Genomic DNA, 21,801 nt, shown 5'->3' on the forward strand with positions numbered 1-21,801 from the left:
TGCGGTTTGGGTTTCCCATAACTGCGCTCCTTGCGTGCACTTGGAAAAGCAACGCCATGGATCGTGGCGAGTGACTCGAGCCATCCTTTACCGGCGGCGGTCCGATACCCGGCCCAGAGCGAACATCTCTATTCGTGGCGTGCTGTACTGGATACGCCAAATACGAATTCGCGTTTGCTTGAGGTGTTTAGAGAATAAGTCCCGTGCAAACCATATTGTCGGCGCGGCGATTCACGAAACCATGAATGGGCGTTTAGCGAGCCGCAAAGGTGGGCTCAGTGGTTAATCGAAATCGCGCTGGTGCACGCAATCACCTGATAACCCAAAGTTCTCTAAGGAAAAATGGTGCCCCCACCAGGACTCGAACCCGGGACCCCCTGATTACAAATCAGGTTTTAATGCCTGGTAACCTATGATCTTCAGGCGTTTTGTTGCATCCATGTTGCAAGCGAAAATCCGGGTCGGCTTCCGTGTCACACTGCCGCCAGCACGAAATCCGCCGCCGCCGCCATCTCTTCGCCGTCGTCATCCTTGGGGAAGAGGTGCGAATAGACGTCCATGGTGAGCGCGATTGTCGAGTGCCCAAGCCGGTTTTGAACCATCTTCGGCGGCAGGCCCAAGCCGCCATCCTCGCGGCGGTTGATGCACCATGAGGCGTACCAGTGGCGCAAGCAGTGCAGCCCGGCATATTTCGCGGCGAGGATCGGCCGGCCCCCATCATCGCTCTTGTCGGTCTCGACTGCGACACCCGCTGCAATCCAAGCCGGATGCAGGCCCCGGTGCAGTATGTTGTTCAAGTTCTCGACCTTCCCTGAGCCGTTCGGAAAGACCAGTTCAAGCGCCATGACCGGATTGCCGGCTTCATCGCACTTTCCCGTATCGAGCTTCGGGCAAGCCAGCTTCCATTCCTTCAGGGCAGCGATAACGAGCGGCGGCAAGGGCAATTCGCGCTCACTAGTTTCCGACTTCGGCCGGCCTATAGCGTTGTAGCGGTCGGCGCGCTGATGCACCCGGATTTTGCGCGCGTCAAAGTCAACGTCTTCCCACCGAAGGCCGCGCAACTCGCTTGCCCGCAGGCCGGTAAAGATAGCGGTGATGATCAAAGGGCGCCACCGGCCGGCAAGCGTGGCCACCAGCGCGGAAATCTCCTCACGGGTAGGAATGTCAACGCCAACCTTCAAGCGGCCCTTTTGGCGCTTCTCTTGGCGTTTCTCGCGACGCTTGCGCCGCCCTCGCGCTTCCTGCACCGCGTTGCGCACCACAAGCCCGCGTTCCTGCGCATCGGAGAGTAGGGTGCCAAGGGCCGAGACCGTGCGTTTTGTCATGGAAGCCGTACGGCCGGCCTCTTGCAGTTCGTCCTGATAGGCCCTCAGCCGCGCGGTTGTCAGGGCGGTTAGCTTCAAGCCGCCGATGAATGGGACGATATGCAGACGCAAAAGCCGCTCATAGTCTTCCACCGATGATTGCTCCAGTCCGGCCGCCTTCGTGCTCTTGATCCAGAGCGCTCCAGCCGCCTCAATGGTTGCGGTTGCGCCGTCGGCAACGTGCACGCCGTCTCTCACTTCACCCTTTGCTGTTAGCTCGAAAGCGTCAGCGTCCTTTTTGCGGTCGAACGTCTTCAAGCGGCGTTTCCCGGTGGCGTCCTTGTAATCAACCACCCATGCAGTTTGCTCCTTGCCGTCTTTGCCCTGCCATGCCCGCTTACGCACCGCCATTTTCTTGACCACCTGATTTTTTGCAACATGGGAACCTCCATAAACCGCCGGCCGGCCGGCTGTCAACATGCCCCGCAATTCGCTGCCTGCCGCGCTGCGCTTGCCTCTTCCCGCACATCTCACGGTGACGGGCGAATGCCCATGACCAGACCAGCGCAAACCGGGGCCAGTCCGCAACCGTGGGGGGAGTCCAGCGAAAAAAAGAGGCGAAGACCCAAACTTTTTTGAGCCATGAATATCAGTGCAAGTGAATAAAACGAAACCGATGAAATCACATGCCGATTTTGAAATATAGGATGTATAACTGCCTGAAATTCCCGGAAAATCGGGGATTGGCGGCGAATTTTTCTCATGAATGATGCTTGTGAAAATCAAGCGCGCTGTTAAAAGGTTTTCATCAACCGGGAACAACCGGAAGGAGCAAGCACAGACACGGAAGGAGCTAACATGATCAACATGCACGATACCGAGATTCTTATGGGTGCCAACGCGATTGCCGCCGCTATGGGCCTTCCCCGTCGCAAGATTTATGCGATGATTGAAGCCGGCAACATTCCGACCATCAAAATCGGTGGTACGGTCGCAATGCGCAAGAGCAAGCTTGTCGAATGGCTGGAAAGCCTAGAAACCGCTGCCGCTGCATAATGCCATGTCATTCGAGTACAGCAAGAAGCGTGCGGCAATCGCCTACAGCGCAGACGAGCTAGCGGAAATCTCTGGCGGCTCGCATTCACCTGACAATGACAACCCCATCCCATCGAGTGCGCGAGAAGAGACAAGCCGCGAGGCGCGTCAGCCAGCGAATTATGGTGCCGATGAAGACGATGAAGACGACGGCGCACTAGAATTCGATTGCGGTCTAGACGGTCTGGCTGAATTGCCGGTTCGATATGACGTGATTGACGACATGCTTCCTGAGACCTGCATTGCGGCTATCGTAGGTGTATCTCAGGCCGGAAAGAGCTTTCTTGTGCTCGACTTGGCGGCTTCCATCATTACCGGCGAACCCTTTGCCGGGCGGGACGTGATGAGGCAGGGCGGCTTTGGGTATTTCGCATATGAAGCAGCCGGCGCGATTGATGCACGATGGAAGGGTGTTCGCGCCAAATTCGGCTCTACCCTTGATGACCGGCCGTTTTTCCCGGTTCGCAATGCCCCGCAGCTTACGAGCGATGCGGCATGGGACAGCATTGATTCGACTATCGCAAAGATGGCAAAGCGCAGTCGCAGCAAGTATGGCGTGCCTCTGGTAGCTGTTGCCATCGACACGGTGCATGCTTCGGGTATGGTGCGATCCGAGAATGATGAAGCCGAATGGAAGCGCCCGCTGCACGAAATGAAGCGGCTTTCCGAGAAGCATGGCATTGCCTTCATCATCGTGCACCACTCGGGCAAGTCGAGCGACGGCGAGGGCAGGACAACAGAGGGTGCCTTGTGGCGCGGCTCTACGGCGGCACCTGCTGCAATGGATGCGATTGTAGGTCTCAAGGCAGACAAGCGCGAAGGCAAGGTCACACGGCGATGGATGTTCATTGACAAGAACAAAGACGGCGAAGCGGGTTACGTCGCTGATATCGAGCTTGATAGCCATAAGGTGGGGCAGAAGGCCAACGGCAAGCCCCTGTCCACTGCATCGGTGCGGTATGACCTGTATGGACAGTCAAAGGCGATTGAGCGCAAAAAGGCAGAGAAGGGCAAGGATAAGCCACGCGGCAAATACGAATTGCTCTTGATGCAAACCATTCGCAAGGTTGCGCAGGACGAATGCCGGGAAGTGCAGCTAAGCGACGGGCGCTGGTCTTATGTGGCAAGCACCACTGAGGTTGATGCTATGTTCCGACTGGACCACGGCAACAACAGCAGCGCAAAACGTGATTATGAAAATGCTCTGGTCAAGCTTCTGGACCGCAACGGACTTGAGGCCGATAACGAGAATATGACGCTCAGCTTAATAACAGATGAGCCTATCCCTTTGGGTGCTTTTGCTCATGCAGCATGACCACCAACAACCAACAAACAAATTGTTGGCGTGTTGGCAACCTTGTTGGGATGCGCACAAAACACCATCAAACCAACAACAACAACACGCCATATTCCTTATGGCATGTGTTGTTGTTGTTGCGTGATGTGTCGAGCCTGATGGGAAGAGACTGAATTATCTTAAAAATTGAAAACATGCACCTTTGCAGCTTTGCAGAGAACGGCGAAGCATGTCCGGTACAGACAATGAAAGGAATGACTAATATGAACACGGGTGAAAGATTGATGCGGCATGCTGCACAGATCGCCATGGTCGAGCATGACCAGAAGAGCAAAGCCAAGACGGCTTACGGCAAGACAGCGCAAGAGCGGTCGGCAAAAGGGATCGCAGGCTACATCGTGTCTCAGGGCGGCGCAGCGGACCTGTACGCGCTATTGAGCATGCTGGATTCAAAGACACGCCTGAAATGGCAGGAGCTATTCAGCGGGCTTCCTATGGCGAATGGTGAGCCCTATGTGCTGCCGGCCAGTATGACCAGCCCCCGGCCGAAACCCGGCTGCAACATGCGCACGGTGATGCACAAGCTTGACCAGATGCGCAAAGCGGCCTGAGACACCAAACCGAACCGACCACAACCGGAGACCAAAGCAGCGCAACCCATAGGCGGCAGGCGCGAACAGAAGGAGACCAAAAGCATGAACATCGAAACCGTGATGCACATTCTCGACAATAGCCCGACCATGCTGGAGCATGTGCTCTCAATCGCTCACACAGAGGCGTGGGCAGCGTTGGAAGTCGAGCAGCATGGAATGAGCAATCACCCCGACATTCGCAATGAGCTAGCGGATACGGCCTGCGATATCGCAGCCGGCTTGAGCGCAAATGCCATCGCCCGACTTATTGCTGCCATCGCAGGACAGACGCAATACCATTGGCCGGCCTATTTCGCAGGCTGTGAGACGCTGGACGGGCAAATCTACTATCGCCGCACCTATGGCACCCCATCGCGCACGCTGGATACCGATCGCACCCCGGCTTACATGTCTGAAAGCTGCGCAGAAATCCGCAGGCTGTCCGCAGGCCGGATCTAGGCGGGACCACAGACACAACAATTCGCTGGCTACCGCGCTTCGCTTGGTTCTTCCCGCCCTCTCTCGGGTGGCAGGGCAGGACCAAGCGCAGGGCCATAGCATAGCAGATACCAGACAGGCGCACGGCAGGCCCTAGGGATGCGCTTGCAAATACCGGCCGGCTCAAGCCCAAAGCACATTTCAATCCCATCAAGCGAAGCGCGGGAAGCACCAAGCCGCAGGCGCGGTAGTGCAGGCCGATAGGCGCGCAGCAGCGACGACTTGGTGACGGATGCCCCAATGACATAGCCCCGGTGCTTGAATGCGCTGGACGGCGAACGGTGGGCGATTGTGCGGGTATCGGAAAGGAGACGGCCGGGCATGGGCACAAAGCAGAACGGCGCAATGGTGCGACGGCTGCGCAACGAGAAGGAGAATATTAGATATGGCTAAGCCAACTACTGCACGTTTCGGCATGTTCGCAATCATGCTTGGCAAGGGCGCGGGTGCTATCACCTACACGGCACCTTGCGGTTTCACGTCCAAGGCATTGCAGCTTTCCAAGGATTTGAATGAGGTTGTCATTCCCGACTGCGATGCGCCCGACGCGGCGTCGTGGGTGGGCCGCGACGTGACCAGCCTTTCCGCTGCCGTCAATGGTGAGGGCGTTCTTGCTGCTGAGAGTATCAAGGATTGGCTTGCTGCCTACAACTCGACTGAGCCCACGCCGGTCAAGATCGTCCTCACGCTGAAGACCGAAACCATCACTTGGACCGGCCTGATGCACCTCGCAAACCTGAATATCGATGCTGAGCAGGGTGGCCGCGTTAACCTCACGGTCGAAATGCAGAGCGACGGCGAACTGGCGCAGGTTATCGCCCCGGTTGTTCCATGATGGCTGAGGCAGAGAAAAGCATGCGGGAGATGATCGAGCTTGCCTTTGCGAAATATCGCAGTGAGCAGGCAGCAGGCATCCAGCCGGTCTACAGCGGGCGGCAGGCAGAGATTGCTGCGATGTTCAAAGAGGCCATCGAACGGCAGCGCAAGGCGGTCTAGCAGGGCATGGCAGGGGCAGCACATGCCCCGCCACCCCCGGCAGGGCAGGGCAGGGCAGGGGGGCCTCGCAACGTTGAAAGCGGTTGCATGGCGAAGGGCCGGCGGGACTGCAAATGACGCATTTCTGCAAAATGAGAGTTTTAGGGGCAAGTGCAATATAATGCACGCGATCCTCAAAACAGCACCCCTGAAACGGCACCCTCTAAATCGCTCGTAGAAGACTGCTGAGACGTGTTTGCCTTGGCGGCTGAATATATCAACAACACCACAGAAACGCGCAGGCGAGCAGATATGGCGGCAAGAGCGGCCATCATCACCGAAACCCGGCCTTGCGCAGTCAAAAACAGAGAAAGGAACACACTATGTCGAACCATTTGCAGGCAAAAGTAGCGTGTATTGAAGCGGAGCACGCGGCAATAGCAAGCCGCATACAGGCCATCGCCGCCAAGGCAGCAGCAGCGGGCCGGCTGCTTACGGGCCTTGAACATGCGGAAGTGCGCAGGTCGGCGGCGGAAATGCAGGCCGTCAGTATCCGTTTGCAGCAGGCTAAGGCCATTGCCGGCACATTTGGCCCTCGCGCCTGCTAAATCAACCCCAGAGCCCGGCAGGGGCGGGAAGCGGGCAAGCCCGCAAGGGCGCGGCAGTCAGCGTTACGGATTGCACCAACTGCCTCTGCCGGGACCAAACAATATGAAAGGAAACAACATGAACGGGAGTAGATACGCAAACACAACCAGAGCCAAAGCAGGCACCAAGGCCGGCGCGGGCGGTATCATCGGCGGCATGCTGAAGCGGCTTGGCATTTCAGGGAGACCGGCCGGAAATGGCATAGGCTGGCCTCGGGAATATAACCCCGGCGATTGGCAGCGCGGTATTGAGGCCAGCACAGAGGATGTAGCGGGATATTCCCCTGTCTTCGCCTGCCTGTCGCTCATTGCGTCGGACGTTGCTAAGCTGCCATTGCGGGCCATACAGAAGCGTTCCGGCGTTTGGGTGCCTGTAATCGATATCGGGCTTGAAACGCTCCTAGACTGGCCAAACCCGCACCAAAACCGCATGCAGTTTGTCGAGAACTGGATTTTGTCCAAGCTGACAACCGGCAATGCCTACGTGCTTGTCGAGCGTGATCCGGCAACAAGTGCGGTAAAAGCGTTGCGTGTGCTTGATCCAAACCGGGTAAAGCCGATGGTTTCGGATATGGGCATGGTGTTTTACGAACTTTCGGAAGACAATCTTTCCGGCGTGAAGGCGTCTGTCATGGTTCCGGCTTCGGAAATCATCCACGACCGGCACAACTGCCTTTATCACCCGCTTGTCGGCATTTCGCCGCTTTGGGCTTGTGCGGTGGCGGCGGGACAGGGCCTCGCGATCCAGCGCAGCAGCACCAAGTTCTTTGGCAATGGTTCGGTAGCAACGGGCATCCTTACGGCACCGGGCGCTATCAGCAATGAGCATGCGGACCAGCTTAAGAAGCATTGGGAAGACAACTATACCGGCGAGAAGGGAACCGGCAGAGTTGCGGTACTTGGTGACGGGATGACATTCGCCCGTGCAGCCATGACCAGTGCTGACAGCCAGCTTATTGAGCAGCTTAATTGGACGGTGCAGACTATTTGTATGGCGTTCAAGGTGCCGCCCTATATGATTGGCTACGGCGATCCCCCGGCTTATGGCAACGTGCAGGCAGTCAACCAGCAATATTATTCGCAGTGCCTTCAGGTTCTCCTTGAAGCCTTCGAAATTTGCTTGGATCAAGGCTTGGGACTGTCGGCGCGCGATGGCGTGGAATTCGATATTGACACCTTGCTTCGCATGGATAGCAAAACGCAAATGGAAGTCCTTAGCGTCGGCACAAAGTCAGGTATCCTGAAACTGGATGAAGCCCGTAAGCCTCTCGGTTATGAGCCCATGGAAGGCGGCGATACGGCCTACATGCAGGAGCAGAACTATTCCGTTTCGGCGCTGGCAAAGCGTGATGCGCTCCCGGACCCATGGGAGCGCAACAAGCCTGCCCCGGCCGCTGACCCCGTTCCTGCCACGGCTGACGACGGAAAGAAGGCGGTGTTGACGGCGGAGAGCTTCGAGCTTGCGCTTGATATGGTCGCCGACGCGCTGGAGAAGACCAGTCCGGCGTTAGCGCAGAACGTCATGGCCGCGCTTTCCAAGAGCTTCGAGAATGACGCTAAGGCCGCATAACCAGCCTGCCGAGACATAAGCCCGCTAGTCCCTGACCGGATTGGCGGGCTTTTTCGTGTGCGGTCAGCGATTTGTGAACTATTCGTACGCGATTCTTTTACTCGGATGGAAATGTCACACCGGCCTTGGGGGTAGTCGAAAAGGGGAGCAGGAGTGGCGATGTCCTCACGGTGCGGCCCTGGCAGCAAATGAACGAGTTGGCGACAAATTCTTGTTTTGCCCGGAGGGAGCGCCCACCATCGCTACAAAGCCTTAGAAACCGGGCTTCCAGGGATAACTAGGGGAACACAATGTCCCCCTTTTGGGGCTGCGTCGTACAGGATCGGGAAGCACGCAAGAGGCACGGACGATCATCGTCGCAGCGATAGATGCGGAACCACGAGCTATCGGTGGGACTGGAAATGCAGAAAATAGGATGGGGCTATTGTGGGCGATGAGAGAGCGGCCACCATTCGCTTAAGGCCTTGAATTCTTTTAATCCGGCTAGCGGCGAGGTAGACACAATGTCTCCCTTTTTGCGTCTCTGCATTGCACAGGTTGAAAAAGTGCGCAACAGCTACCGGAGGCGTGACAGCAGACTTCGGCGCAGTTAAGAAAACAAGGAAACGCGACGGCAGTGAGCCCACACAGCGAGAAGACCTAGAGCAAGTAATGACAATAATAGATATTAACCGAGACGGAAAAGGCAAAATCTACAGCCACGTTCGCAAGAAATGGCTTGTGGAGACGCCGGAAGAAACAGTTCGACAAGATTATCTTCTTGTCCTTGTAAACGAGTACCAATTTTCCCTAGAGCAAATTTCTGAAGAGATGGATATAACCGGACGTGGCAGCGCAAGCGCCCGCGCCGACTTTGTTCTATGGCGAACTGAACAAGACAAGTTGGACGAAAACGCCCCTTTCATCATCGTCGAATGTAAGTCAGACAATGTGACGATCAAGCCAGCGGATTATAGCCAAGGGGAGAATTACGCTCGTATCGTCGGCGCACCTTTCTTCGTCACGCACAATTCCCGCGAAACGAGATATTGGCGCGTCAAGAAGGACAAGGTTCCCGGTTACACAGAAGAGATTGAAAATATTCCCCACGGGGATGCGTCGGAGAAGGACATTGAAGAGCTTCTGAACAAGCTTCGCGCCTTCAAGGAAAAGGAGTTCGCGGACCTTTTGCACCAATGCCACAACATCATTCGGAATCGAGAAAAGAAGGACCCGGCTGCGGCCTTCGACGAAATCGCGAAGGTGCTGTTCACAAAGGTCTATGTAGAACGGCAACTCCTGACACGGCGCAGCAAGACGAACCTGTTTACGGTTGACGTGCTCAAGGGCCAGATCGCAGAAAACCCACTGGACAACCTTTTTCAGCAAACCAAGGCACACTATTCCACCGACAAGATTTTTGATGTCGACGAAAGGATCAATCTCAAGCCCGCAACCGGCGAAGAGATCGTTCGCAAGCTTGAAAAGTACAATCTTTCGGATACGAGCGAAGACGTTAAGGGTGTAGCGTTCGAACGCTTCCTTGGCCGCACCTTCCGGGGTGAAATCGGGCAGTTCTTCACCCCGCGAACCATCGTGGAATTCATGGTTCACATGATGGACCCGAAAGAAGGCGAAATCGTCTGTGACCCCGCGAGCGGATCCGGCGGATTCCTCATTCGTGTCTTTGAGATCGTCCGCGAGAAGATTTTGGCTGACGCTGATCGGGAATACAACGAGTTCAAGGACGCGATTGAAGGCGACAAGTCGCTGAGCGAAGAAGACCGGGCCAAGAAGCTGAAGGCCAAGTACGAAAAGATACAACGCGACATTGACCAAAGCGTGCCAGGATCGCGTCTTTGGAAGCTGTCAAACCGATGCATCTACGGAACGGACGCTAACGACCGCATGGCCCGTACGTCCAAAATGAACATGATCATGCACGGGGACGGGCATGGTGGTGTTCATCACCATGACGGCTTCCTGAATGTCAATGGCATTTTTGAAGGACGGTTCGACATCATCCTGACGAACCCGCCGTTCGGCGCGAACGTCGAACCCAGCGACAAAATCCTACCTTCTGAAATCGAAGTCTCGCCTGCTGCGGAACGCAGGTATCTGGACGAATACGGCGAGCTTTACCGCGAATCTCAGGAGCGCGTGAAAGCGCATGTCAACAAACCGATTGCCAGCCTGTTCAAGCTGCCCGCGAACGAAAAGTCCAAGATTAAGACTGAACTCCTGTTCATCGAACGATGCTTGGACCTTCTGAAGCCCGGCGGACGCATGGGCATCGTCTTGCCCGAAGGCATCTTCAACAACCCCTCTCTTGCCCGCGTCCGTGAGTTCACAGAAGACCGCGCCTTCCTACGTGCGGTAATAAGTCTGCCGCCGGAAACCTTCATTAGCTCAGGCGCAAGCGTGAAGTGCTCGTTGCTCTTTCTACAGAAATTCACAGTCGAAGAAGAAGAGAAGTTTTCGGCGATTCGGGAGACGGCTACTAAAGAAATTGAAAGCAAGTATGCCCCGGACATCGCCGCCGAGCGGTCGCGCATTGACGCCGCAATTATAGCTGCCAAGGGCAGTGGGAACCGGGAAGAACGGACCACCCTACAAAAGGAATTGCGAGAGTACATAAGCCGAATGGAAGGCTTGAAAATAGCTGAAGCCCGACAATTGGCAAAAAGTCGGTTTCCATATTCCATCTTTATGTACGAAGCCGACCATGTCGGAATTTCCGCTACCGGCGAAGAAAATGAGAACGAACTTTACCCGAACACACGCCAGCCAATGCATATCGACAAGACCTGCTTGGAATTGTTTAGACAGTCTGAGGCCAGAGAAGCGACCACCAGCGCATCGACTTCTCACCAAGAAAGCGTGGCGGTTAGAGAAATTGGGAAGATAGAGGAGCTAACCGAACAGAACCCTTTGTCGGCCAACTACGCACAGTCTAGTCAATGGGATATCAAATCCGGAAGGGCGGCATCCTTCATTCAAGCGAACCCTACATTTGTTAGACTCGGTGACTATATCGAAGAATGCACCGAAACGGTGCGGCCATTCGATATTCCAAATAAAGAGTGGCCAGTCTATGGGGTGAACAACTCCGAGGGTGTATTCTTAAACGGACTTCAACGCGGCTCTGACTTCAACTCCCCCTACAAGGTTATCAAGAAGGACTGGTTCTTTCACAATCCAACGCGCGCAAATGTGGGATCGCTTGGTAGGGTTCCCGAAGTCCCAGAAGATGCGATTACAAGCCCGGAGTATCAAGTTTGGAGAATCAAACGGGGCTACATACCGGAATATATGGAGATTCTAATAAAGTCTCCCTATTTCTTGTCACTTGTTTCGATAAACCGCGTCGGCGGCGTAAAGCAACGGATGTACTTTAGCAATCTCGCTGAAATTCGAATTCCCCACATTTCTGAAGAAAAGCAGCGCGCGGAATTAGAAGCACGTCATGAGTATTTAGAGCAGATTAGGATGGCGCGTGAAAGGTTGCGATCTTTGGAGGCGGAAATGCTGGGTAAGTTGCTTTCTCGGACGAGAATCGTGGAGAATTAAGGGTGTTACGCGGCAAGCAATACATTGAATTCGAAGGTCTGTTTGCAGAAGGCGTCCTTGGCATTTTCAGGATCATCCGTGGCTACGCAGACCTTCGCGACTTGGCCGCCGTGTCTGTACCATACAAGATGGAAGCGGGACCAGCGGGTGCCGGTGTCGTAGGCCACCAAAGGTCAGAATCTGAAAAGCACGCCGAAGATATCAAGAAATACCTTGAGCAAAGCGAAAGCCGCTTCCTGCCTGAGGTCATCCTTTCTGTCCGGTCCCCGGTCCGTTTGGAAACAGCGCGTGGGGAAGTTGGGCAGGATGAATTGGGGCTGGGGGAAACCGTGTTCGGTGCAACTAGCCCCGCTGGCAGTCCGGTTCAGATCAGTCGTCGCCACTCAAACAAGACAAGCCGCATTCAGCGGGTGCGCGTCGCCCGTAGCCAACTTGAAGCGATCAAAAGCGACAAGCTTGTACGGCGAATTGACGGGAACCACCGGTTACATTTGGCAGAACAGCTAGTCGAAGACGCCAACACACCGACAAAGTACTTAGCCCCGTTCTGCATGATCCTTCTTGGCGATGCAGCCAATGACGCGGACGACTTTGCGGAATCCTTGATCTTCCATACGATCAACAGCACCGCCCTTCCTTTGGAGTCGGAACACGGTCTTCAGCTACTTCTTGGGCAAAATCCGGCCCACGCGATGTTGCCCGACAATGAGTTCGCCTATAGCCCCGATTTGCACCTCACGAGGTTGCTTTCCGAACGCCTCAAAGGTTTAGCAGCACCGACGCGTGCGAAGTTCGGCGAGCGGCCACTTACGGCACTTTGGGAGTCGGCCCGCAACCTCATTGCGATGGACCCGGCGATTGCCCAAGATCGCCCAACGCTAGCGGCGTTTGCCGAAGACCTCTTCGCTGGTCTTTCGGAAATCGCGATACGCCTTACCGTGAACCACCCCTCGCTTTGCCGGACATACGGCTTCTTCGAACTTGCCGCGCGTGTTTGGAAGGAAGTACCCGGCGACAACCACGAACAGAAGGTGTTGGCGTCGGTCGCGGTTCTTGACCACCTTGGGCATTGGCTTGGCGGACAAGGAATTACAAGCCTTCTGAACCGGCTGTCACCCGCCGAACAGCTTTTGGAGACGTTCAAGGCTGCGCAGCTAAGGATCCCGAAACGGGTCTTTCTGGCGCGCTGGTATCCAGCCCAAGATGCGCCGGACGGCGCTTTCAATCGCGCAAACCTCCGCCTTGAACAACTACATCAAACCTTGGAAAATGTGCTCGCAGCGCACGGAATTTCGTTGGAACTTGTGGACATGGGAACCGAAGAAGGCGGCACCTTCCCAATTCATTCCAAGATGTATGAGGCGATAGCTTCAGCCGACATCATCATTTGCGATCTAACAGGCCAGCGTCCTAACGTGTTCATTGAAGCAGGCTACGCGCTCAAGCATCACGAGCAAAACAAACTCATCTTCCTGTTTGAGCCAAAGAACGAAGCCGACCGGGTGCCGTTTGACCTGAACACTTTCAAATATGTCCAGATCACACAAGCAGCGGAAATCCCGAACAGGATCGGCGCAGAAATCGAAGCAATCTTGCGGGACTCAGGGGCACCGTTGGCGGGGTAGGACATGAGGCTTTTCGCCACCCGAGTATGGGGCTTCAATCCCTCGGCTTGGCCGGTGATGACGTTCGGCGTAGACGGTAATCGCGATCATCTTCTGAAGCGAGAGCGAATACGCCTCAGAGCGTACCGCTCACGCGATAAAGCACGCTAGGATGGGTTTGATTACATCGAGATGTTCTACAACCCGAAACGCAAGACGTTGGAAACAGGATACTGTCGCCCGTGGAGTAAGAAGCAGCAGAAGATGTGACCAGAGGGTGTCCGCGAAACTCGGGGCCATTCCGCGTGCTAGTGCTTGGCAAAGTACCAGACGAAGTGAAAGGCATTCCGAGTGAACCGTAACTAGGGTCGAGACTCAATTAGTCCCGCCCGCAGGCATCAAATGTAGTCGGCGCCTTGGCTATCCTGAAGATAGCCGAACACACGAAAACCTTCGGGCGTTTCCTCGCCCGGAACATGAACTTTCCTGAGTGCGGATCTGACAAGTTCACGCTGAGTGGGTGTTTCGACGTGAATATCGACGTGGACAATGTCTTCGTAACCGCCCGCCCTAAAGTGGTGGAACCATTCCCGATCAGGCCCGTAATTGTAGCCGTTCGTGGAAAGTGTGCTCCACGCCGGGGTCGGCGTTAGCGCATACATCTCCAACCTGAGTTCGTTCCATTTTGTGTTGTTCATCACTGGGTTGAGCATGACGCTTCCTTTCAAAGCCAGAATGATATCATGGCAGCCAGCGACACTGCCGATAGGAAGTTGGTGGCCAATTTGTCGTATCGGGTGGCGACACGACGAAAATCTTTGAGGCGGCAAAAGGCGTTCTCGATCAGATGCCGCGCCCGATATCGCTGCTGGTCATAGCGAACAGGCTTTTTTCGGTTGCGCCGACCAGGAATGACTGGTGTGCATTTGTTCGTTCGCAGCGCGTAGCGCAATTTGTCAGCGTCATACCCTTTGTCTCCCAACAGGTAACGCATTGGGCCAGCGCGTTCGAGCAAGACTGGAGCCGCTTTTACATCACTGACGTTTCCTGCTGTGAGTATAAGGGCATACGGGCGGCCAATCACGTCGGTGAGCACGTGGATCTTGGTCGTCCAGCCGCCGCGCGACCGGCCGATGGCCTGTTCTTGCCGCCCCCTTTTGCCCCAAATGCCGCCCGCTGGGCTTTGACATAGGTGCTGTCGATGGCCGTGCTCTTCGTCACCGCGCCGGTCTGCACCATCGCATCGAGCAACTTTAGCCAAAAGCCTCGCCGCGACCAACGATTGAAGCGATTATATACCGTCGTCGGCGGGCCATAGTCGACCGGGCAATCACACCAGCGACAACCAACCTTCAAAACGTGGATGATGCCCGAAATCACCCGACGGTCATCCACCCGGCGCGCACCTGACTGGTTTTTGGGCAAGTGCGGCTCCATCGTTGCCCACTCTTGGTCCGACAGCCAAAACAAAGCCATATCGCTCCTCCTGATCAATGCCCGGCAGTGAATCAGGAAAGCCAACGTTCCTCAATAGGTTGATTAGGTTTTGACCCTAGTCCGCTGAAAGACGGTACTCGAATGCCTCGACAGGCAGGAGGGTTGCTTCCTCCATTCGCTTCCTTACATCCGGCAGCATCGGCAAAGTCATCTTGAAGTACTGCCTAACCGCGCCGTTGATGCCCGCTAGGCAGGCTTTCGATTTAACCCAGTTTTGCGGACTGAATACGCGATTGCCAACTTGAGGCTCGTTTGCGGCCGTCTCCAGCGCCATGTTCAAGCATAGACCAGCCACTTTGACGATCTCGCTCACCATGTTGTTTCGTTGGGCTGCTTCTAATGATTTGCTCGCATTGGGAACACGATCCGGCTGGTTACTGGAAATTGAAAAGCACATAGCTACAGCATACAGATGATGGAAAGGTGCATAGGCCTTCATCGCGAGGAGCGTCTCGTTCAAGCTGAGAGGGTTTTCCGGCACCCAATTATCTTGAACTTCGTTCATCCATGCATTCAGCGCGAAGACACTTTCAGGCGGGATTTCTTTGTTTCTGAATAGTGTTTCAAAATATTTGTCGAAGATTTTTGTTTCGCCGTAAGACAGATTTGGCCGCAAGGTCTGCCACGCAACGAGGTTCTTTGCAAAGGACGAAAGTTCTACAACATGGTCCCTGTTCTTGTCTGCTGGAGCCGTTTCGCCCCGCTTTGTGATGAAATAGCCGCTAGGATACCTAAGCTCGTAGGCCTTCTTAATAGATAGCACCCGTTTGTCATTGCTTCGCAGGTCTCTGGCTTTTACCGCGCTCTGCGAGTTGGTGTAGATTGAGATTTTGTCGGCTCTGTCACGCTGAGGTATCTCGTAGAACCGAAACAGGATGAAGGCGTCATCAACTTTTTTGACGGTCTCGCTGCACGACAGGATTGTATTCAAAGACTGGCAACCGTTGACGATGCTTAAGCCCGATAATGATAGTGTGTCGCCAGCTAGTTCCATCTTGTTGCAGAGAGCGGTAACGCCATTATGGAAGAAAAAGAAATCACTGCGCTTGTCACCAAGTATCGAACTTCTGATCCCCTTGTTGACCGCATTGCTCGATCCGAGGCTCTGACGCACGTTCTTTTGAAACAGGGTGCCGTCCTTGATGCCCGGAAGCTTTACGCACTCTTTAAGTGGTAGTGCTGCTATTAGGACAGGTGTACCAGCTATCTCGTGATACATGTGCTTAACGCCGGAGAGGGGAAGCTTGTAGTTTATGCTCGGATTGTCAGCCTCAATAGCGTAGTCGTAGCGCCGCCTCAGTTCGTCGCCGTCAATTACGTGAATGGTTGCGTCGAATGCCTCATTCTCACTGAGTTTTGCTAACTCTTCTTGGAACGCCAACAGATCATGTTGGGCTGCCTCTGTAAGTATCCCCGTAGTTATCAGCTCGAACGAGACCTCGTAATCCTCCTCAAGAGCTGCTGCCAGTTCCGGAAGCTTCCTAGCCAGCTTTTGATTGGCGACGTTTTGAAGTCGTGCGAGGTTTTTGATTTGAAGCCATGACGATAAGACTTCACGCAACGGCTCGGCATCGACACGGCCCCCCCCAATGAACTTACCTTGTACAATACGTATTAGCTGCTTGTCGTCATCAACAATAACAGCGTCTATCTGCTTGTCGTCTGGGCCATCGGTAATGTCGTCACGGGTTTCATTCATGTCTCGGAAGAGGATGTTTCGAAGATACCACGCTACGAAACGCTGGCCGTCATTAGGGAATCTCTGCTGGAAATACTCGTTGGAAATCTGAGCCTTTATAAAATCGTACATTATTATTTCCCAAACAGACAGTGCGATGAAGTGCGACGAACGATACGCCAGATTAAAGCAAATAGTAGTACACTGCTGGTTATTCCGGTAGCTTGATATCTAGCTCGTCCGAACGCCACAGGCTTTCAATATGATAAGGGTTTTCTCCATTCGTATAGATGAGCCGTTTTCCGTTGCCTGTCATGTCTCCTGCCTGAAACAATTGCGGCGCGTCACGGATTTCTCTCAGCGTCAGCTCTTTTATTGCTCGCTCTTCCAGTCGGCGCAATATGTTTTCCTCGGACGCCTTGCCAAAAGGAAGAAATTCTTGGGATACAACGGTGTGGCCCTCCATTTTCTGTACCCGCCAGACCTGATTCTGAAAATGAGTTGTGATGTCAGTCATTGCGGCTGCCCTTTCATACGAAATGCTCTTAGTAAGCGCATATATCAGATCATGCAGTCATACATTGCGCACCTGAGAAAACTAGAAGTTTTTACGAGAGGGTATTTAAGCTGCCCTGTACAGCCAACTTCCTCATGGAACATCACCGGTTCAGGGCATTCAATACGCTCCAGGCAAGGCGCGCAATTTTACCTTATGAGCTTTCATCCTAGTCGAGAGGACATAAGCCGGGGGATGAGGGGGTGTCCGCAGGGGTATACCTTTGCGGTTTTCCTCTTCCGCAGTATTTGGCACGCCCGTAAAACTCGAACTTCTTGATCGGTTAGGCGATGCAGCGGACAGAACCCTTTCGGACGTATCGCCTACCACGAGCGATGGCAGTTTTCCGATCGTCCTGGGTTATAAGTGTGACCGGAATTGACCGCAAAAACGGCCGGAATCAGAAGCGTCAGATGGGTCTCCTTGCCGCTTACGTCACGCTCTGGACGGCACGCCGCTCGGGGGATGGTCGAGGATTGAAACCGCTATCCAGCAATGGACGGCGGTTTTTTTCGGCCGAGGTTAGCGTCGGTCGGCTGTGGCGCAAATCACCTTGGTGAATTTTGACACGGGAGGGGACGGCAAAGCTGGGCAAGGGTACAGTGCGCGGGCAGTCAAGGGCGCAGCCCGCAAGGCCCAACGGGCCGCACAGCGACGGTGGAACCAATTCGGCCACGTGGGCGAGGTCGCATCAAAGCCACCAGCCTCATGTTGCATCTATGTTGCACGGAGTCGCCGGCAACTCCCGGAAAACGCGGGAAAAGGCCGGGAATGCTGGGGAATGCGAAATTTGCCTTGCGACATGAAAAAGGGGTTAGGAATGACCCTAACCCCTTGAATTTGTTGGTGCCCCCACCAGGACTCGAACCCGGGACCCCCTGATTACAAATCAGGTGCTCTACCAACTGAGCTATAAGGGCACATGGCGTGGAGTTAGCATATTTTTCGCCGCTGTAAAGCGAAAAGGGTGGTTCAGATCGACCAGTTGCTTTCGGATGGGGTTTTGGGCAGGATTTCCTTGCAGCGCAGCATGGAGCGCGGCAGGTTTTCGGCGAGGTGGTCGATGAGGGCGCGCACCGCCGGCAGCATGCCGTGGCGGGCGGTGAAGACGGCGTGGACGGTGGATTCTGCGCTGCTCCAGTCCGGCAGGACGGGCGACAGGAAGCCGGTGCGGAAGCCGCGTTCGGCGATGATTTCCGGCAGGAGGCCGAGGCCGACACCGGCGGTGGCCGCGCGCTCCAGCACGCTGAAATCGGAGCACATGAGCACCGGTGAATGGGCGACGTCGTGCACCGCGCCGTCGGCGTTGTAGAGCGTCCAGATTGCCCTGATATCGTTTTCCTGCATGGAGAGTGTTGGAACGCGACCGATCGTGTCGAGTTCGATGGGGCCGAAACGCTCCAGGAAGTCCGGGCTTGCCACGAGATAGCGTCGCGTGCCGCCGAATCGGCGCACGATCAGGGACTGGTCGGTGTCATAGCCGTCCCGCACACGCAACGCGACATCGATCCGCTCCTCGATGAGATCGACGGGTCGGCCGGTGGTGAGGATGGAAAGGCGCACCTGCGGATATCGCTTCATGAAACTTGGCAGCACATCCGACACGGCCGGGCCAAACCCCGGCGGCATCGCCATGCGTACCATGCCCGCCGGTTCCGCCTTGGCGACCGCAACGACCGCCTCGGCTGCCTCCACGCCGGAGAGCACGGCCTCGCAGCGCTCATAGAAGGACTGGCCGATGTCGGTGATGGAGAGCTTTCGCGTCGAACGCTCGATCAGGCGCACGCCGAGCTGCTCCTCAAGGGCCGCGATGCGCTTGCTAATCTTGGATTTCGGCACGGACAGTGCGTTCGCCGCCGCGGTAAAGCCCTTGTGGCGCACGACGGCGGTATAAAGGGCGAGATCGTTCAGGTCCTGCATGGTGTTCTCTCCACGGTTTCCTGATTTATTGTTTCCCCCGTGAAACAGTCAATTGGATTTTTGCCGTCTAATCAGGTGATTGTTTTCGGATCATATGTTTTGCACCCAAACACAACAAAGGTGCTGAACCATGAACGTCCTCCATATCGACTCCGGCATTCTCGGAGACCATTCCGTATCCCGCCGCCTGACCGCGGCCGTCGCTGCGCAGATCAAGGCTGAGCAGGCCGGCGTCACCGTTACCTACCGAGACCTCGTCGCCAATCCGCTGCCGCATCTTTCCGGCGCCCATCTGATGGCCGCCAATGCCAAGCCGGAAGATGTCGATGTGCAGATCGCCGCCGACAATACCGAAAGTGCAGCCGCACTCGAAGAATTCCTCGCCGCCGACACGATCATCCTCGGCGTGCCGATGTACAATTTCTCCCTGCCGAGCCAGCTGAAAGCCTGGATCGACCGCGTCGCCGTTTCCGGCAAGACGTTCCGCTATTCTGCGGACGGCCCGGAAGGTCTCGCCAAGGGCAAGAAGGTCATCATCGTTTCCACCCGTGGCGGCCATTACAGCGCCGGCCCAGCTGCCGTGATGGACCACCAGGAAAGCTACCTGAAGGCCGTGCTCGGCTTTCTCGGCATTACGGATATCGAGATCGTTCGCGCCGAAGGCCTGAACCTCAGCCCCGATTCGAAGATCGAGGCGATTTCCGAAGCCGAGCGCACCATTTCCGGTCGCGCGAACCTGCGCCTCGCCAGCTAAGCCAAAAAGTCCCTGACACGCAAAGGCCCGCCGGCGAAAACCGGCGGGCCTTTGCGTTTCCAATTCCGATGGCTCAGCCGAACAGGTGCCGGTGTGTGGCGTAGAGCGCGATCGCCGCAGCGTTCGAGACGTTGAGCGACTTGATTGCTCCGGGCATGTCGAGCCGGGCAAGCGCATTGCAAGTGGAGCGCGTCTTCTGGCGCAGCCCCTTGCCCTCGGCCCCCATGACGAGCGCGACGCGTTTGCCCGAGAGCGTGCCCTCGAGCGGCGCCGGGCCTTCCGAATCGAGGCCGATCGTCAGGAAGCCGAGCTTGTGGAGTTCGTCCATCGCGTCTGCCAGATTGGTGACCTGGATATAGGGAATGAGTTCCAGCGCGCCGGAGGCGGTTTTGGCGAGCACGCCCGATTCGGTCGGCGAATGGCGCTGTGTCGTGATGACGGCGCCGGCATTGAAGGCGACGGCGGAGCGCATGATAGCGCCGACATTGTGCGGGTCGGTTATCTGGTCGAGCACCAGCAGAAGCGGGCTGTCCTTCAGCGCCTCCAGTCGACGGGCGGGCAGCGGCCGCGTTTCGAGCATCACGCCCTGGTGGATGGCTTCCGGGCCGAGCACCTTGTCGAGATCCGACGGCAGCACGGTTTCGACGGGGTAGGGCAGGGTCGAAAAATCGGGCAATTCCAGCCGCTGTGCGGCGTTCAGGCTCACCGAAAGCTTGATGATCTTCCGCTCGGGATTGTCGAGGGCCGCGCGCACCGTGTGCAGGCCGTAGAGATAGACCTGATCGGGGGCGAGCGTCGGCGCCTTCCAGCCGTCTGCCGGCTTGCGGCGGCGGTCGTCCTTGGGTGTCGGGATCTCGCCGCGTTCACGCCGCTGGTCGCGGTGCGCCCGGCGCAGGGTGGCGTAGTGGGTGTCTTTTGCGGACTTGCCGCCGGTATCGTCTTTGCTCATGCGGCCATATAAAGCATGTCGCGCAAAAGTGTGCAGCGGTTTTGCGCAAACGGCCGCAAAAAACAAAACCCGCGGGGAGGGAGCAAAACCGAAAAGCCGCCACATGCGTCAGGCGGATCGCAAGCGCCGCTTTCGGCTACCCTCTGGGGATGATGACGTTTTTCGCAATTTTTTCCGTGACGTCGTGTTGACAGGATGAATTGTGCCCGTCATATACGCCGCCAGATCGAAGGCGCCGCCCACAAGGCACTGCCCGCCGGTCGACACTGGTCGCTTGATCCCGACAGAATATGGAGGGATGCCCGAGTGGTTAAAGGGGACGGACTGTAAATCCGTTGGCTCAGCCTACGTTGGTTCAAATCCAACTCCCTCCACCATTCTGTCACTGGATCAAGACCCCCGCGGGTATAGCTCAATGGTAGAGCAGCAGCCTTCCAAGCTGAATACGCGGGTTCGATTCCCGCTACCCGCTCCACATGTTTGCCTTCACACGAAGAATCAGCGTTTCGCCATAAGGCCCTGCCTTGAAAAAACGATTCGTCGTCACAATATTCCGGAAATCCGGCTCGCGTCGGGCCCTTTCCGGCATATTTTCCCGTGCATTTAGCGCTTGCGCATTCGTTGCGAAAGCCTTAAACGCCTGCCAAACCGGACGGGCCGGTTAGCCCAACTTTCGTTCAGTAGGAAATAAAGACATGGCAAAGAGCAAGTTCGAGCGCAACAAGCCTCACGTAAACATCGGCACGATCGGCCACGTTGACCATGGCAAGACGTCGCTGACGGCAGCGATCACGAAGTATTTCGGCGAGTACAAGGCGTACGACCAGATCGACGCCGCCCCGGAAGAAAAGGCCCGCGGCATCACCATTTCGACGGCACACGTCGAATATGAAACGCCGAACCGTCACTACGCCCACGTCGACTGCCCCGGCCACGCCGACTACGTCAAGAACATGATCACCGGTGCTGCCCAGATGGACGGCGCGATCCTGGTCTGCTCGGCTGCTGACGGCCCGATGCCGCAGACCCGCGAGCACATCCTGCTCGCTCGCCAGGTTGGTGTTCCGGCTATCGTTGTGTTCCTCAACAAGGTCGACCAGGTTGACGACGCCGAGCTTCTCGAGCTCGTCGAGCTGGAAGTTCGCGAACTTCTGTCGTCCTACGACTTCCCGGGCGACGACATTCCGATCATCAAGGGTTCGGCTCTGGCCGCTCTCGAAGATTCGGACAAGAAGATCGGCGAAGACGCGATCCGCGAGCTGATGGCTGCTGTCGA

At 56.0% G+C, this 21,801-nt stretch carries 18 protein-coding genes, 4 tRNA genes and 2 pseudogenes; 15 read left to right on the forward strand and 9 right to left on the reverse strand.

The annotated features are described in order from the left end of the window. Positions 1-343: 343 nt before the first annotated feature. A tRNA-Thr gene (locus tag AC1RT2_RS28215) sits at positions 344-414 on the reverse strand. Between the two features lie 59 nt (positions 415-473). Continuing rightward, positions 474-1,715 carry a tyrosine-type recombinase/integrase gene (locus AC1RT2_RS28220; protein ID WP_493107339.1) on the reverse strand — a complete coding sequence of 414 codons (1,242 nt, stop codon included), beginning with the start codon at positions 1,713-1,715 and terminating at the stop codon, positions 474-476. Between the two features lie 447 nt (positions 1,716-2,162). Between AC1RT2_RS28220 and AC1RT2_RS28225 the strand changes: the two genes are divergently transcribed. The 11 genes and pseudogenes from AC1RT2_RS28225 to AC1RT2_RS28275 all read left to right on the forward strand — a co-directional run. Beyond that, positions 2,163-2,360: a helix-turn-helix domain-containing protein gene (locus AC1RT2_RS28225; RefSeq protein WP_493107300.1), complete on the forward strand. Its 198-nt coding sequence runs from the start codon at positions 2,163-2,165 to the stop codon at positions 2,358-2,360. A 4-nt stretch (positions 2,361-2,364) separates the two neighbouring features. Continuing rightward, positions 2,365-3,714: an AAA family ATPase gene (locus AC1RT2_RS28230; protein ID WP_493107302.1), complete on the forward strand. Its 1,350-nt coding sequence runs from the start codon at positions 2,365-2,367 to the stop codon at positions 3,712-3,714. A 245-nt stretch (positions 3,715-3,959) separates the two neighbouring features. Further along, positions 3,960-4,307 (forward strand): hypothetical protein, encoded by a 348-nt coding sequence (locus AC1RT2_RS28235; RefSeq protein WP_493107304.1) that lies wholly within the window; start codon positions 3,960-3,962, stop codon positions 4,305-4,307. A gap of 84 nt (positions 4,308-4,391) precedes the next feature. Beyond that, positions 4,392-4,787, forward strand: coding sequence for a hypothetical protein (locus AC1RT2_RS28240; protein ID WP_493107306.1), 396 nt, complete (start codon positions 4,392-4,394; stop codon positions 4,785-4,787). 424 nt (positions 4,788-5,211) lie between these two features. After that, a complete protein-coding gene (locus tag AC1RT2_RS28245) occupies positions 5,212-5,661 on the forward strand; it encodes a phage tail tube protein (protein WP_493107308.1) in 450 nt (149 codons plus the stop codon). A gap of 20 nt (positions 5,662-5,681) precedes the next feature. Further along, entirely contained in the window at positions 5,682-5,822 is a 141-nt protein-coding gene (locus AC1RT2_RS28250; protein WP_493107310.1) for a hypothetical protein, read from the forward strand. 362 nt (positions 5,823-6,184) lie between these two features. Continuing rightward, on the forward strand, positions 6,185-6,409 hold the full coding sequence (locus AC1RT2_RS28255; RefSeq protein WP_493107311.1) for a hypothetical protein: 225 nt from the start codon (positions 6,185-6,187) through the stop codon (positions 6,407-6,409). Between the two features lie 118 nt (positions 6,410-6,527). Beyond that, the gene (locus tag AC1RT2_RS28260) at positions 6,528-8,018 is read left to right on the forward strand and encodes a phage portal protein (RefSeq protein ID WP_493107313.1); all 1,491 of its coding nucleotides are present in this window, start codon (positions 6,528-6,530) and stop codon (positions 8,016-8,018) included. A 567-nt stretch (positions 8,019-8,585) separates the two neighbouring features. Then, positions 8,586-11,567 carry an N-6 DNA methylase gene (locus tag AC1RT2_RS28265; RefSeq protein ID WP_493107315.1) on the forward strand — a complete coding sequence of 994 codons (2,982 nt, stop codon included), beginning with the start codon at positions 8,586-8,588 and terminating at the stop codon, positions 11,565-11,567. 2 nt (positions 11,568-11,569) lie between these two features. Further along, positions 11,570-13,192 carry a ParB N-terminal domain-containing protein gene (locus AC1RT2_RS28270; RefSeq protein ID WP_493107317.1) on the forward strand — a complete coding sequence of 541 codons (1,623 nt, stop codon included), beginning with the start codon at positions 11,570-11,572 and terminating at the stop codon, positions 13,190-13,192. A gap of 87 nt (positions 13,193-13,279) precedes the next feature. Next, a pseudogene (locus AC1RT2_RS28275) lies at positions 13,280-13,441 on the forward strand (IS3 family transposase); the annotation flags it as partial. Between the two features lie 128 nt (positions 13,442-13,569). Here the strand turns inward: AC1RT2_RS28275 and AC1RT2_RS28280 are convergent. The 6 genes and pseudogenes from AC1RT2_RS28280 to AC1RT2_RS28305 all read right to left on the reverse strand — a co-directional run bounded on the left by AC1RT2_RS28280 (position 13,570) and on the right by AC1RT2_RS28305 (position 18,822). Next, a complete protein-coding gene (locus AC1RT2_RS28280) occupies positions 13,570-13,884 on the reverse strand; it encodes a DUF6678 family protein (RefSeq protein ID WP_493107319.1) in 315 nt (104 codons plus the stop codon). 11 nt (positions 13,885-13,895) lie between these two features. Further along, positions 13,896-14,647, reverse strand: a pseudogene (locus AC1RT2_RS28285) (IS5 family transposase). 76 nt (positions 14,648-14,723) lie between these two features. Continuing rightward, positions 14,724-16,478 carry an AIPR family protein gene (locus AC1RT2_RS28290; protein ID WP_493107321.1) on the reverse strand — a complete coding sequence of 585 codons (1,755 nt, stop codon included), beginning with the start codon at positions 16,476-16,478 and terminating at the stop codon, positions 14,724-14,726. Positions 16,479-16,557: 79 nt separating this feature from the next. Continuing rightward, positions 16,558-16,863 carry a hypothetical protein gene (locus AC1RT2_RS28295; protein ID WP_493107323.1) on the reverse strand — a complete coding sequence of 102 codons (306 nt, stop codon included), beginning with the start codon at positions 16,861-16,863 and terminating at the stop codon, positions 16,558-16,560. A gap of 883 nt (positions 16,864-17,746) precedes the next feature. Next, a tRNA-Thr gene (locus AC1RT2_RS28300) sits at positions 17,747-17,822 on the reverse strand. Positions 17,823-17,874: 52 nt separating this feature from the next. Beyond that, on the reverse strand, positions 17,875-18,822 hold the full coding sequence (locus AC1RT2_RS28305; RefSeq protein WP_493107325.1) for a LysR family transcriptional regulator: 948 nt from the start codon (positions 18,820-18,822) through the stop codon (positions 17,875-17,877). Positions 18,823-18,952: 130 nt separating this feature from the next. Here AC1RT2_RS28305 and AC1RT2_RS28310 point away from each other — a divergent pair, with 130 nt between their 5' ends. Then, positions 18,953-19,576, forward strand: coding sequence for an FMN-dependent NADH-azoreductase (locus AC1RT2_RS28310; RefSeq protein WP_493107327.1), 624 nt, complete (start codon positions 18,953-18,955; stop codon positions 19,574-19,576). Positions 19,577-19,649: 73 nt separating this feature from the next. Here AC1RT2_RS28310 and rlmB read toward each other — a convergent pair whose 3' ends face one another. Next, entirely contained in the window at positions 19,650-20,525 is an 876-nt protein-coding gene (rlmB, locus tag AC1RT2_RS28315; RefSeq protein WP_493107328.1) for a 23S rRNA (guanosine(2251)-2'-O)-methyltransferase RlmB, read from the reverse strand. Positions 20,526-20,817: 292 nt separating this feature from the next. Here rlmB and AC1RT2_RS28320 point away from each other — a divergent pair. The 3 genes from AC1RT2_RS28320 to AC1RT2_RS28330 all read left to right on the forward strand — a co-directional run. Beyond that, positions 20,818-20,902, forward strand: a tRNA-Tyr gene (locus tag AC1RT2_RS28320). A 24-nt stretch (positions 20,903-20,926) separates the two neighbouring features. Beyond that, positions 20,927-21,000 (forward strand) — tRNA-Gly (locus AC1RT2_RS28325). A gap of 220 nt (positions 21,001-21,220) precedes the next feature. After that, the coding region (locus tag AC1RT2_RS28330; protein WP_493107330.1) for a GTP-binding protein at positions 21,221-21,801 on the forward strand (581 nt) is incomplete at its 3' end.

This window comes from Shinella sp. GW821-FHT11G07, assembly GCF_058808115.1.